A 13,106-nucleotide genomic window follows, 5' to 3' on the forward strand; every position below is an offset into this window, starting at 1 on the left:
CGGGTTAAGGTCTGAACGACACAAACAGGAGGCACTCGCTTGTTGTACGGCGCGATGAAGGTCGCTATCGGGGGACCGCTGAAGGTCACCTTCAGGCCCTGGGTGGAAGGCCTCGAGAACATTCCCGCCGAGGGCCCCGCGATCCTGGCGAGCAACCACCTGTCCTTCTCCGACTCGTTCTTCCTGCCAGCGGTCCTCGACCGCAAGGTCACCTTCATCGCGAAAGCCGAGTACTTCACCACGCCCGGTGTGAAGGGCCGGCTGACGGCCGCGTTCTTCCGGGGCGTCGGCCAGCTCCCGGTGGATCGTTCCGGCGGCCGCGGCGCCGGCGAGGCCGCCATCAGGAGCGGCGTCGAGGTGTTGGAGAACGGCGAGCTGTTCGGCATCTACCCGGAGGGCACGCGCTCGCCCGACGGCCGGCTCTACCGCGGCAAGCCGGGCGGCCTCGCGCGCGTGGCGCTAGCCACCGGCGCGCCCGTGATCCCGGTCGCCATGATCGACACCGAGAAGATCCAGCCGCCGGGGAAGGTCCTCCCCAAGGTCATGCGGCCCGGCATCCGGATCGGCAGACCGCTGGACTTCAGCCGCTACCAGGGCATGGACCACGACCGCTTCGTACTGCGCGCGCTGACCGACGAGGTCATGTACGAGATCATGAAGCTGTCCGGTCAGGAGTACGTCGACATATACGCGACCGCCGCCAAGCGGCAGATCGCGGAGGCGGCGAAGGCCGACAAGGAAGCGGAGAAGGCCGCGAAGGCGGCCCTCGCTCAGGCCGAGAAGGACCAGGCCAACAAAGACAGAGGGCAAGAGAAGTAGTCGGCAGTCCGGGGGCGGGCTCGGGGGAGACGGGGGACGGGGTCCAGATGGCCAGACGCGAGAGAGTCATGACCATGTCGGTCGAGCTGCCGCTGTGGCGTGCGCTCGCCGGCTACCGGGTGCTCACCATGCTCTACGCGGTGGGGTTCTTCGCCACCGCCTACGACGGGTTCGAGCGCCCCTGGGTCGCCGTCGCCTACTACTGCGTCCTGTTCGTGTGGACGGTCGCCACCCTGCCCAAGGTCGCGAACGCGGCCAGTTGCACCAAGCGCTTCCTCGCCGCGGACCTCACCGTCGCGCTCACCGGCATCATGCTCACGACCGTCGCCGACACCCAAGAACGCATCCAGTCGGGCGGTCCGACGCTGCCGTCGATATGGACGGCCGGCTCCGTCCTGGCGTTCGCCATCAAGGGCGGCTGGCGCTGGGCGGCCTTCGCCTCCTCCGCGGTCGCCGTGACCAACCTGGTCGAGCGTGGCACCCCGGCCCGCGACACCGTCCACAACGTGATCCTCGTCTGGGTGGCCTCCATCGCCATCGGCTATGTCGTCGAGGTCGCCCGCGCCTCCGAGCGCACGCTCGCCCGCGCCCTGGAGATCGAGGCGGCGACCCGGGAACGGGAGCGGCTCGCCCGTGACATCCACGACAGCGTGCTCCAGGTGCTGGCCATGGTGCAACGGCGCGGCGCGGTGATCGGCGGCGAGGCGGCCGAGCTGGGCCGGATGGCGGGCGAGCAGGAGGTCGCGCTGCGCACACTGGTCTCCGGCGGCCTTGTGCCGATCTCCCGGGTGTCGCAGGACGCGGCCGACGGCGCCGTCGTCTACGCGGTGGACGAAGAGCCGCAGCCGTCACAGGAGAGCGGTCCGCTCGATCTGCGCGCGCTGCTCGCCCCCTTCGCCGCCGCCCGCGTCAACCTCGCCGACCCCGGCGCCCCGGTCCTGCTGCCCGGGCCCGCCGCGCGGGAGCTGGCCTCGGCGGTCGGGGCCGCCCTGGACAACGTCCGCAGACACGCGGGGGAGGACGCCCGGGCCTGGATCCTGGTCGAGGACGAGCCCGACACGGTGATCGTCACCGTGCGGGACGACGGTCCCGGCATCCCGGAAGGGCGGCTCGCGCAGGCCGAGGGCGAGGGGCGGCTCGGGGTCGCCCAGTCGATCCGCGGCCGGCTGCGCGATCTCGGCGGGAGCGCCGAGCTGATCTCGACCCCGGGGCAGGGCACGGAGGTCGAACTGACGGTGCCGAAGGCGCCGAAGGAGAAGAACGTGAAGCGGGGGAAGGCGGGACGGCGATGAGCCAGGAACCGAACCGGGAACCGAACCGGGAACCGAACCGGGAACAGGGACCGATCAAGGTCATGGTGGTCGACGACCACCCCATGTGGCGCGAGGCGGTCGCCCGGGATCTCGCGGAGTCCGGCTTCGACGTCGTCGCCACCGCCGGCGACGGCGAGCAGGCCGTGCGCCGCGCCAAGGCCACCACGCCCGACGTGCTGGTGCTGGACCTGAACCTGCCCGCCAAGCCGGGCGTGCAGGTGTGCAAGGAGGTCGTCGCCGCGAACCCGGCGCTGCGGGTCCTCGTGCTGTCGGCGAGCGGCGAGCACGCCGATGTGCTGGAGGCGGTGAAGTCCGGCGCGACCGGCTACCTGCTGAAGTCGGCGTCCACCGAGGAACTGCTGGACGCGGTGCGCCGCACGGCCGTCGGCGACCCGGTGTTCACCCCGGGCCTGGCCGGGCTGGTGCTGGGCGAGTACCGTCGGCTGGCCTCCGACCCCGGCCCCGCCGCCGGCGGCGACGAGCCGAACGCGCCGCGGCTGACCGACCGGGAGACCGAGGTGCTGCGCCTGGTCGCCAAGGGCCTGAGCTACAAGCAGATCGCCGAACGCCTCGTCATCTCCCACCGCACGGTCCAGAACCACGTCCAGAACACCCTCGGCAAACTTCAGTTGCACAACCGGGTGGAGCTCGTCCGGTACGCGATAGAGCGCGGCCTCGACGACGAGTGAAGGGCGCGCAAAACTGACTCTTCGTCGGACAACCGCGGCGAGGGGACACTTCCATGCGCGTAGGAGTACTGACCGGAGGCGGGGACTGCCCCGGCCTCAACGCCGTCATCCGGGCGGTCGTCCGCAAGGGCGTCCAGGAGTACGGCCATGAGTTCGTCGGCTTCCGGGACGGCTGGCGGGGGCTCCTCCACAAGAGGTCGGTCCGTCTCGACATCCCCGCCGTGCGCGGCATCCTGCCCCGCGGCGGCACGATCCTCGGCTCCTCGCGGACCAACCCCCTCAAGGAGGAGGACGGCATCCGCCGTATCGAGGAGACCCTCGCCGAGCAGCGGATCGAGGCGCTCGTCACCATCTGCGGCGAGGACACTCTCGGCGTCGCCGCCCGGCTCTGGGACGAGTACGCGGTGCCCTGCGTCGGCGTCCCGAAGACCATCGACAACGACCTGTCCGCCACCGACTACACCTTCGGCTTCGACACCGCCGTCGGCATCGCGACCGAGGCCATCGACCGGCTGCACACCACCGCCGAGTCCCATATGCGGGTCCTGGTCGTCGAGGTGATGGGCCGGCACGCCGGCTGGATCGCCCTCCACTCGGGCCTGGCGGGCGGCGCCAACGTCATCCTCATCCCCGAGCAGCGCTTCGACGTCGAGCAGGTGTGCGGCTGGGTGACCTCCGGCTTCCGGTCCTCGTACGCGCCGATCGTGGTCGTCGCCGAGGGCGCGATGCCCAAGGACGGCGACGTGGTGCTGAAGGACGGGTCGCTGGACCCCTTCGGACACGTCCGGCTGTCCGGCGTCGGCGAGTGGCTCGCCAAGGAGATCGAGCGACGGACCGGACAGGAGGCCCGTACGACGGTTCTCGGCCACGTCCAGCGTGGCGGCACCCCGAGCGCCTTCGACCGATGGCTCGCCACCCTCCCCCACTGCCTGAAGGGCGTGGGGGCACCCCCATCGGCCTGCACGCCGTCGACGCCGTCCACGAGGGCGACTTCGGCAAGATGGTCGCCCTGCGCGGCACGGACATCGTCCGCGTACCGATCGCCGAGGCGACGGCACGGCTGAAGACGGTGGACCCGACGCTGTACGCGGAGGTCGGGGTGTTCTTCGGCTGACGGCTACAAGGTGCTCGTGTGCCGTACCCGGCCCACCGACTCCCGCACGATCGCCGCCCCGTTCAGCGTCAGCACCGACTCCGGATGGAACTGCACACCCTCGAACCCGGGCCCGCGCAGGGCGTGCAGCTCCCCGTTCGCGGCCCGGCTCACCTCCACCCCGTGCGCGGCCAGTTCCCGCGCCGCCTCGTCGTCGCACCGCGCCACGAAGCTGTTGTAGAACCCGACGGTCTCCGCCCGCCCGAACAGGTCCACGGTCGTCTGCGCCCCCTGATACGGCACCTCCTTGCGGACGATGTCCAGCCCCAGCTCCGCCGCGATCAGCTCGTGCCCGAGGCAGACGCCGAGGATGCCGTGCCGGTGCTCCCGCAGCACCCGGGCGGTCAGCTCCCGCAGGAACCGCATCTTCGGATCGGCCAGGTCGGACGGGTCACCGGGACCGGGCCCCAGCACGACCGGCCCCTCGTGCCCGAGCACCGCCGCCCGCAGCCCGGGCTCGTCGTACCGCCGGACGCTCACCTCCAGGCCACTCGACCGCAGCATGTGCCCGAGCATCGCCGTGAAGGTGTCCTCGCCGTCGACGACGAGCGCGTGCCCGGACAGTTCCTCCGTCCGCTCCTGCATCCGCAGCCAGAACGGTGCGAGCGAGGCGCGCCGCCCGTCGAGGGCGGCACGCACGCGTGGGTCGTCGGCGAGACGCACGCGCGTGTGCTCCGCGCGCGGGCGGGACGGCCGTACGCCCAGGGCGGCCAGCACACCCGCCGCCTTCGCGTGCGTCTCCGCGACCTCGCCCGCCGGATCCGAACCGCGGACGAGCGTGGCTCCGACCGGCACCCGCAGCCGCCCGGCCGCGTCGATGTCGGCGGTGCGGATGAGGATGGGGGAGTCGAGGGTCTGGGCGCCTCCGGAGTCCCGGCCGAGCAACGCCAGCGCGCCCGCGTAGTAACCGCGTCCGACACCGTCCCGCCCGAGGGGCTCGTACCGCTCGATGACCCGGCAGGCGTTCTGCACGGGCGAGCCGGTGACGGTCGCCGCGAACATGGTCTCCTTCAGGACCTCCCGCACATCCAGCGAGGACCTGCCGCGCAGCTCGTACTCCGTGTGCGCGAGATGCGCCATCTCCTTCAGCCGGGGGCCGATCACCACCCCGCCCATGTCGCCGACGGTGCACATCATCTTGAGCTCCTCGTCGACGACCATCGACAGCTCCTCGATCTCCTTGCCGTCGGCGAGGAAGTCCAGCAGGTGCTCCGGGGTCGGGCCCTCGGCCGGATAGCGGTAGGTCCCGCTGATCGGGTTCATGACGACCGTGCCGCCGGACATCCGCACATGCACCTCGGGGCTGGCCCCGACCAGCGTCCGGTCCCCGGTGTGCACGACGAACGTCCAGTAGGCGCCGCGCTCGCCTTCGAGGAGCCGCCGGAAGAGCGCGAGGGCGTCCCCCCGCGAGAACCCCGGGATCTCCCCCTCGTACGTCCGCCGGATCACGAAGTTGGCGCCCTCGCCCCGCCCGATCTCGTCCCGCAGCACCCGCCCGACGATCTCGCCGTACTCCTCGTCGTCGACGTCGAAGGCGCCGGAACGGACCTGGACGTCGTGGGAGGGGAGCTGGGCCAGCGCTTCGGCCAGCGGGATCTCGTACGTCTCCTCGGGCGTCAGCACCGAGAGCGGCGTCCCGTCGTCGCGGACGTCGAAGCCGCGCTCGCGGATCTGGCGGAACGGGACGAGCGCGAGGCCCTCGTCGGGGAGGTCGGCGAGGCGGTCGTAGGAGGCGACCGGGCCGAGGAGCAGTTCGACGCTCTGCTCGTCGTGGCCGGGGGTGCGGCGGCGGAGCAGGGCGAAGGGGCGGGGGTCGTGCAGCAGGTCCGGCAGGTTCATCGGGTTCGGTTCCTTCTCGATCTCGTCGACGGAGAGGGAACGGCCCCGGAAACACCGAAGGCCGCCCCTCGGGCGGCCTTCGCGAAGTCTTGCGTACGCGCAGTCAGTGGGCCGCCGGATGAGCGGTCCACCACCAGTTCTGGGTCGAAAGCGCGAACATGCGACGCACCCTACCCCACAGGTGATCTCCCGCGATCGCGTGCGCACCTGAGCGGCACTCCGTCTCACCTGTCGAGCCGGTGCGAAAACGACTCGACACGACCCCGTAATGTTGAGGGCGTGACCGTGAACGCTAAGACCAGCGCGAGCGCTGGCAACACCTGGCGAGACCTGCCCGCGGCGCAGCAGCCCGAGTACCCCGACACCGAGGCTCTGCGCGCAGTGATCGCGGACCTCGAGTCGTATCCGCCGCTCGTCTTCGCGGGCGAGTGCGACCAGCTGCGCGCCCGGATGGCGGCCGTCGCCAAGGGAGAGGCGTTCCTCCTCCAGGGCGGCGACTGCGCCGAGGCCTTCGACGCGGTGTCCGCCGACCACATCCGCAACAAGCTGAAGACGCTGCTCCAGATGGGCGCGGTGCTGACGTACGCGGCCTCCGTGCCGGTCGTCAAGGTCGGCCGGATCGCCGGCCAGTACTCCAAGCCGCGCTCCAAGGGCACCGAGACCCGGGACGGCGTGACGCTGCCGACGTACCGGGGCGACTCGGTCAACGGCTTCGACTTCAACGAGGCGGCCCGTATCCCGGACCCCGAGCGGCTGAAGCGGATGTACAACGCGTCCGCCTCCACGCTCAACCTGGTGCGCGCCTTCACCACCGGCGGTTACGCCGACCTGCGCCAGGTGCACGCCTGGAACCAGGACTTCGTGAAGTCGTCCCCGTCCGGGCAGCGCTACGAGCAGCTCGCGCGTGAGATCGACCAGGCACTGAACTTCATGCACGCCTGCGGGGCCGACCCGGAGGAGTTCAAGACGGTCGAGTTCTACTCCTCGCACGAGGCGCTGCTGCTCGACTACGAGTCGGCGCTCACCCGCGTCGACTCCCGCACCGGCCGGCTGTACGACGTCTCCGCGCACATGGTGTGGATCGGCGAGCGCACCCGGCAGCTGGACCACGCGCACATCGAGTTCGCCTCGAAGATCCGCAATCCGATCGGCATCAAGCTCGGCCCGACGACCACGGCCGAGGAGGCGCTGCAGTACATCGAGCGTCTCGACCCCGACCGTGAGCCCGGCCGGCTGACCTTCATCGTCCGTATGGGCGCCGACAAGGTCCGCGACAAGCTGCCCGAGCTGGTCGAGAAGGTCAGCGCCTCGGGTGCGACCGTCGCCTGGATCACCGACCCGATGCACGGCAACACCTACGAGGCGGCCTCGGGTCACAAGACCCGCCGGTTCGACGACGTGCTCGACGAGGTCAAGGGCTTCTTCGAGGTCCACAAGGGCCTCGGCACCCACCCGGGCGGCATCCACGTCGAGCTGACCGGCGACGACGTCACCGAGTGCGTCGGCGGCGGCGACGAGATCTTCGTCGACGACCTCCACCAGCGCTACGAGACCGCCTGCGACCCGCGGCTGAACCGCAGCCAGTCCCTGGACCTGGCGTTCCTCGTGGCCGAGATGTACAGGGACCAGTAGCTCCTGGCCTCTTACGTACCTGTGCGGTGGGGCGCGGATCACATACGATCCGCGCCCCACCGCACTTTTACGCTCGCCGGGCTCCGGGTAAGGTTAGGTTAGCCTTATCGATCTCGGCGGGAGGTGAGTCCGCGTGTACGTCTGCAGCTGCTTCGGAGTGACTGAAGCGCAGGTCCAGAAGCATGTGGACGACGGAGCCTGCACGCCCCGCCAGATCGCCTCGGCCTGCAAGGCCGGAACGGACTGCGGCTCGTGCGTACGTCGCATTCAGGCCATCCTCGGCCGGGGCGCATGCCCGCGCCGTGAGCTGGCCGACCAGGGTCGGCCGGTCCTCACCGAGCTGGAGGAAGCCGCCTAGGACCGCCTAGGACCTGTACGGCCCAGCCTGCGGCCGCCCGGGGCTCAGCTCTCCGGCTGCTCGATCAGCTGGGCGATGTACAGCGCCTCGCCGAGCTTCTCCACCAGCTCCAGCTGTGTGTCCAGGTAGTCGATGTGATGCTCCTCGTCCTCGAGGATCGACTCGAAGATGTTCGCGGACGTCACATCGCCCTTTTCGCGCATCACCTTGATGCCGCGCTTCAGACGGTCGATCGCCTCGACCTCGATTTTCCGGTCGGCCTCGAACATCTCCTTGACCGTCTGGCCGATGCGCACATGGAACAGCCGCTGGTAGTTCGGCAGCCCCTCCAGGAACAGAATGCGGTCGGTGAGCACCTCGGCGTGCTTCATCTCGTCGAACGACTCGTGCCGGGTGTACTTCGCGAGCTTCGTCCAGCCGAAGTTCTCCTGCATCTTGGCGTGGAGGAAGTACTGGTTGATCGCGGTCAGCTCACCGGTGAGCTGCTCGTTGAGGAACTCGATGACCTCGGGGTCGCCCTGCATCGCAGAGGCTCCTTCCGCATGGGGAATTCGGAGTGGGGAATTCGGGGAGGGTTCCGCCGCATGATTTCACCGGTGCCGAAGATCGTCCAGTAAGTGCGTACTTAGTAAGTTAGTGCATGCTTAGTAGTAGTTGCCCGATTCTGGATATGGGCGGTCATGGCTGGTCATGTGCACTGTCGCAGGTCTGTCAGGATGGAGTCATGGGTCAGCCGGTGGAGCGTGAATCTGGGGAAGAAGCGGTGACAGAGCTTCCGCCGGGGCAGCGACTACAGCGCGGCTGGCCCGTCACCCACTACGGTCCGGTGCCCAAGTTCCGGCCTGAGCGCTGGGACTTCAGGGTCTTCGGCGCCACCGCCGACGGTGAGAAGAGCTCCTGGAACCACGAGGAGTTCACGGCGCTTCCGTACGCCTCCGTCATGGTCGATCTGCACTGCGTGACGAAGTTCAGCATGCTCGGCGCCGAGTGGGGCGGCATCCCGGCCCGGACGATCCTGGAGATCGCGCCGCCCGCGCCGCACGTCACCCATGTGATGGTGTGGGCCGAGTACGGCTTCAGCTCCAACCTGCGCCTCGCCGACTTCGCCGCCGAGCGCACGATTTTCGCCACCCACAAGGACGGCGAGCTGCTCACGGCCGAACACGGCTTTCCGCTCCGCCTGGTCGTCCCGCACCTCTATGCCTGGAAGGGCCCCAAGTGGGTGCGCGGCATCGAGTACATGACCGCCGACCGCCGCGGCTTCTGGGAGGAGCGCGGCTATCACAACATCGGCGACCCCTGGAAGGAACAGCGGTACTCCTACCAGGAGGGACCGGGCGACGGCCCCGAGCTCTGACCGACGCACGGCCGCCAGGTCTCGGCGTCAGCCGTCAGCCGTCAGCCGTCAGCCGGTCAGCCGTCGCGGAGCTTCTTCAGCCGCTCCACGTCCGCCGCGTGTCCCTCCTTGCCGCCGGGCGTCTCGATGATCAGCGGTACGCCCTCGGTCGCGGGGTGGGTCATCAGCGCCCGGAACGGGTCCTCGCCGATGTGGCCGGCGCCGATGTTCTCGTGCCGGTCCTTGTGGGCGCCGACCACGTCCTTGGAGTCGTTGGCGTGGATCAGTTTCAGCCGGCCCTCGCCGACCGTGTCCACCAGCAGATCGAGGGTCTGGTGCATCCCGGTCGGGCCGGTCAGGTCGTGTCCGGCCGCGAAGATGTGACAGGTGTCGAGGCAGACGCCGAGTTTGGGATGGGCGTCCAGCGCCTCGAAGTACGGTCCGAAGTCCCAGGTCCGGGAGCAGAGCGAGGCGCCCTGGCCGGCCGTCGACTCCAGCAGCAGGAACGGGTCGTCGTCGTGGGTCAGCTCGTCCAGCAGCGGCAACAGGTACTCGCGCACCTGCTTCAGCGCCACCGACCGGTCCCGCCCGCCCGTCGCGCTCCCGGTGTGGACGACCACGCCCAGCGCGCCGATCTCCCGCCCGCGGCGCAGCGAGTGCCGCATCGACTCCGCCGACTTCTCGGCCGTCGCCTCGGTGTGCGAGCCGAAGTTGATCAGGTAGGGCGCATGCACATACGCCGGGACCGCCTGAGCCGCGCACGCCTCGCGGAACGCCTCGTCCTGTCGCGGGTTCCCGACGGGCGTCGCCCAGCCGCGCGGGTTGGCGACGAACACCTGGACCGTCTCGGCCCTGAGATCGTGCGCGTACGGCATGCCCACGTCGTGCAGACCGCCGGCCACGGGGACATGACCGCCGACGGGGTTGCGGGAGGGGAAGGGGGATCGAGGACTCACCCGGTCAGGGTGTCATGCCCTGCCGCCCCGCCGGTCACCGGATGGTGATGGTGATCGTCGACCCCTTGGGCGCCATCTCGCCGGCCTCCACGGACTGCTTCTTGACGCTGTCGCCGAAGAGCCCGAGCAGCCCGCGGTCCTCCTTGACCTTGAACCCGGACTGCTCCAGGAGCGAGGTGGCGTCGTCGACGCTCGCACCGACCACGTCCGGGACCTCGACCAGCACCGGCCCCTTGGACAGCGTCAGCGTCACCGTGTCGCCGTCGGCGGCCTGGCTGTCGGCCCCCGGGGTCTGCGCCGCGACCTGCCCCTTGTCGAACTCGGAGTTGACCGCCGCGGCGGCGACCTTCACCTTCAGGCCGGCCTCCTGCAGCTCGGCCCTGGCGTCGGCCAGAGTCTCCCCGGTGACGTCCGGGACGTCGACCGGGCTGCCCTTGCTGACGACGATCGCGACCGCCGTGCCCGCGCGCCGCTGCGAGCCCGCCTCCGGGTCCGTGCTGATCACGAAGCCCTTGATGACGTCCTCGCTGAACGCCTTGGTGACCAGCCCCGGCTCCAGGCCGTCCGTCTTCAGCAGCGCCTCGGCCTTGTCCAGCCGGGAGCCCTTCACATCCGGCACCTTCACGATCTCGGGGCCGTCGGAGACGGTGAGCGTCACCGAGTCGTTCTTGCGGATCTTCGCGCCCGGCTCGGGGTCCGTCTCCATGACCGTGCCGCGCTTCGCGGTGTCGCTGTACTCGTGCTGGACCTTGCCGACCTCGAGTCCGGCCGCCTCCAGCCGCTTCCTGGCCTCCGCCTCCTTCTGCGTCAGCACCGCGGGGACCTTGGTGAACTGGCCGGAGTTGATGTACCAGACGCCCGCGCCCACACCGAACACCAGCAGGACGACGGTGACCAGCGCGAGCACCCCACGCCGGGGCGGCCGCACCGAACGCCGCCGCGGCGGCAGGGGCGGCGGGCTCTGGAACCGGGAGGTCCGGTCGACCGAGCCGTCGCCGTGCGCCGGGTCGAGGGGGTCGTCCTCGTTGACGGGCAGCGGGCGGGGCACGGTCAGCGAGCGCGGGATGACGCTGGTGCGGTCCTCGGCGATGTCGTGCCCGGCGGAGACGGCCTGCGGCGGCAGCGCGTCCAACTGCGCCTCGCTGAGCGGGGCGCGCGCCTCCCGCACCTGCCCGAGCAGCGCGACGGCGTCGTGCGGCCGGACTCCGGGCGTGCGGGCCGTCGCGGTGGCGACCAGTTCGTCCAGCTCGAACGGCAGACCGGGGACGGCGGCCGACGGCGGCGGGACGTCCTCGTGGAGGTGCTTGTAGAGCACGATCGCGGGGGAGTCGCCGTCGTGCGGCTTCTCGCCGGTGAGCATCTCGTAGAGCACGACCCCGCACGCGTACACGTCCACCCGGGGATCGGCGGCTCCGGGCTGCTCGATCTGCTCGGGAGCGAGATAGGCGACGGTGCCGAGCACGGCCCCGGTGGTGCTGGTCACGGTGTCCACGGACCGCACGAGCCCGAAGTCGGCGACCTTGACCCGCCCGTCATCCCCTATCAACACGTTCTCGGGCTTCATGTCCCGGTGCACGAACCCGGCGCGGTGCGCGGCCCCCAGCGCGGCGAGCACCGGCTCCAGGATGTCCAGCGCGGCCCGCGGCTGCAGCGCCCCGCGCTCGCGCAGCACGTCACGCAGGGTGCATCCGGCGATGTACTCCATGGCGAGATACACGTACGACGCGTCGGCGCCCTGATCGAACACCTGGACGACGTTCGGATGTGCGAGGCGGGCGACGGACTTCGCCTCCCGGATGAACCGATCGACGAACGCCCCGTCGGCGGCGAGCGCCGGGTGCATCACCTTGAGCGCGAGCACGCGGTCGAGGCGGGTGTCCACGGCCCGGTAGACCGTGGCCATCCCGCCGACCGCGATCCGCGCCTCGACGCGGTACCGGCCGTCGAGCACCTGCCCGACCAGAGGGTCCTGAAGGGTCGTGTCCACGCAGGCGAGTCTACGAGCAGCCACTGACACGACCCCCACCTCCACCACGATCGACCCCCGACTGCAGCCGAGCTGTGACGCGAGTCATGGGCGGGCGGGCACATGGCGGGTCGGCTGCCGACGGGGCTGAGCCCTCACGAGCGACGCCCACTTCTCGGCCGACCGGATCGGCCGAGAGGAAACGGGTGGTGCGTGGGTGGGAGACGCTTTTTCGGGGCTGGACCGGCGGTCAGAACGCGGGTCGCTCGGGGTCCAGCGCCGCGAGGCCCGCCGCAGGAGAGGACGCCTGCGCGAAGTAGCGGCGGGGGATCCGCCCGGCGAGGCGGGCCAACCTCCCCGCCTCGACCCCGGCCCGCATGGCGGACGCCATCCGCTCGGGGTCCGGCGACCGCGTCACCGCCGACGCCAGCATCACCCCCGCACACCCCAACTCCATCGCCAGCGCCACATCCGACGCCGTACCGGCCCCCGCGTCGAGAATCACCGGCACGCGCGCGTGCTCGACGATCAGCTGGAAGTTGTGCGGGTTGCGGATGCCCAGGCCGGAGCCGATCGGCGACCCCAGCGGCATCACCGCGGCGCACCCCACGTCCTCCAGCTTCCTGGCCAGCACCGGATCGTCGTTCGTGTACGGCAACACGGTGAACCCGTCGTCCACCAGCGTCTCCGCCGCGTCCAGCAACTCGATCGGATCCGGCAGCAGCGTCCGTTCGTCGGCGATGACCTCCAGCTTGACCAGGGACGTCCCCAGCGCCTCCCGCGCCAGCCGAGCCGTCAGCACGGCCTCCCCGGCGGTGAAACACCCCGCCGTGTTCGGCAGCACCCGGATGCCCAGCCGCTCCAGCACCGACAGCACGGACCCGTGCACCGAAGGATCGACCCGGCGCATCGCGACCGTCGTCAGCTCGGTCCCGGACGCCACCAGCGCCCGCTCCAGCACCTCCAGGCTGGGCGCGCCCCCCGTGCCCATGATCAGCCGGGACGAGAAGGACGTACCTCCGAGGACGAAGGGATCGTCGGCCAT

The 13,106-nt window shown here is 70.5% G+C and carries 12 protein-coding genes and 1 pseudogene; 7 read left to right on the forward strand and 6 right to left on the reverse strand.

Translation table 11 applies throughout. The annotated features are described in order from the left end of the window. The first annotated feature begins 54 nt into the window (after positions 1–54). From AB0J04_RS03290 to AB0J04_RS03305, 4 genes and pseudogenes are all read left to right on the forward strand, one after another. On the forward strand, positions 55–819 hold the full coding sequence (locus AB0J04_RS03290) for a lysophospholipid acyltransferase family protein (protein WP_363166661.1): 765 nt from the start codon (positions 55–57) through the stop codon (positions 817–819). 47 nt (positions 820–866) lie between these two features. After that, positions 867–2,111: a DUF5931 domain-containing protein gene (locus tag AB0J04_RS03295; protein WP_363166662.1), complete on the forward strand. Its 1,245-nt coding sequence runs from the start codon at positions 867–869 to the stop codon at positions 2,109–2,111. Further along, positions 2,108–2,821: a response regulator transcription factor gene (locus tag AB0J04_RS03300; protein WP_363166663.1), complete on the forward strand. Its 714-nt coding sequence runs from the start codon at positions 2,108–2,110 to the stop codon at positions 2,819–2,821. The genes AB0J04_RS03295 and AB0J04_RS03300 overlap by 4 nt, the downstream gene beginning before the upstream one ends. Positions 2,822–2,874: 53 nt before the next feature. After that, positions 2,875–3,935, forward strand: a pseudogene (locus tag AB0J04_RS03305) (6-phosphofructokinase). A gap of 3 nt (positions 3,936–3,938) precedes the next feature. Here AB0J04_RS03305 and AB0J04_RS03310 read toward each other — a convergent pair. Both AB0J04_RS03310 and AB0J04_RS03315 read right to left on the reverse strand, forming a co-directional pair. Next, positions 3,939–5,813, reverse strand: coding sequence for an anthranilate synthase family protein (locus AB0J04_RS03310; RefSeq protein ID WP_363166664.1), 1,875 nt, complete (start codon positions 5,811–5,813; stop codon positions 3,939–3,941). Between the two features lie 103 nt (positions 5,814–5,916). Then, positions 5,917–5,973, reverse strand: coding sequence for a trp operon leader peptide (locus tag AB0J04_RS03315; RefSeq protein WP_078912442.1), 57 nt, complete (start codon positions 5,971–5,973; stop codon positions 5,917–5,919). A 119-nt stretch (positions 5,974–6,092) separates the two neighbouring features. Between AB0J04_RS03315 and AB0J04_RS03320 the strand changes: the two genes are divergently transcribed. Continuing rightward, entirely contained in the window at positions 6,093–7,445 is a 1,353-nt protein-coding gene (locus AB0J04_RS03320; protein WP_363166665.1) for a class II 3-deoxy-7-phosphoheptulonate synthase, read from the forward strand. Between the two features lie 133 nt (positions 7,446–7,578). Beyond that, complete coding sequence (locus AB0J04_RS03325) at positions 7,579–7,803, forward strand: (2Fe-2S)-binding protein (protein WP_363166666.1); 225 nt, start codon at positions 7,579–7,581, stop codon at positions 7,801–7,803. A gap of 44 nt (positions 7,804–7,847) precedes the next feature. On the opposite strand, the gene bfr is transcribed toward AB0J04_RS03325, so the two are convergent. Further along, entirely contained in the window at positions 7,848–8,327 is a 480-nt protein-coding gene (gene bfr, locus AB0J04_RS03330) for a bacterioferritin (protein ID WP_363166667.1), read from the reverse strand. Between the two features lie 200 nt (positions 8,328–8,527). On the opposite strand from bfr, the gene AB0J04_RS03335 reads away from it, so the two are divergent. Continuing rightward, positions 8,528–9,160 carry a sulfite oxidase-like oxidoreductase gene (locus AB0J04_RS03335; RefSeq protein WP_363166668.1) on the forward strand — a complete coding sequence of 211 codons (633 nt, stop codon included), beginning with the start codon at positions 8,528–8,530 and terminating at the stop codon, positions 9,158–9,160. Positions 9,161–9,216: 56 nt separating this feature from the next. On the opposite strand, the gene AB0J04_RS03340 is transcribed toward AB0J04_RS03335, so the two are convergent. From AB0J04_RS03340 to AB0J04_RS03350, 3 genes are all read right to left on the reverse strand, one after another. Further along, positions 9,217–10,095 carry a deoxyribonuclease IV gene (locus tag AB0J04_RS03340; RefSeq protein ID WP_363166669.1) on the reverse strand — a complete coding sequence of 293 codons (879 nt, stop codon included), beginning with the start codon at positions 10,093–10,095 and terminating at the stop codon, positions 9,217–9,219. A gap of 34 nt (positions 10,096–10,129) precedes the next feature. Next, positions 10,130–12,082, reverse strand: coding sequence for a Stk1 family PASTA domain-containing Ser/Thr kinase (pknB, locus tag AB0J04_RS03345; protein ID WP_363166670.1), 1,953 nt, complete (start codon positions 12,080–12,082; stop codon positions 10,130–10,132). 229 nt (positions 12,083–12,311) lie between these two features. After that, a complete protein-coding gene (locus AB0J04_RS03350; RefSeq protein WP_363166671.1) occupies positions 12,312–13,106 on the reverse strand; it encodes a thiazole synthase in 795 nt (264 codons plus the stop codon).

Source organism: Streptomyces sp. NPDC050263 (assembly GCF_040655955.1).
Classification (GTDB): domain Bacteria; phylum Actinomycetota; class Actinomycetes; order Streptomycetales; family Streptomycetaceae; genus Streptomyces.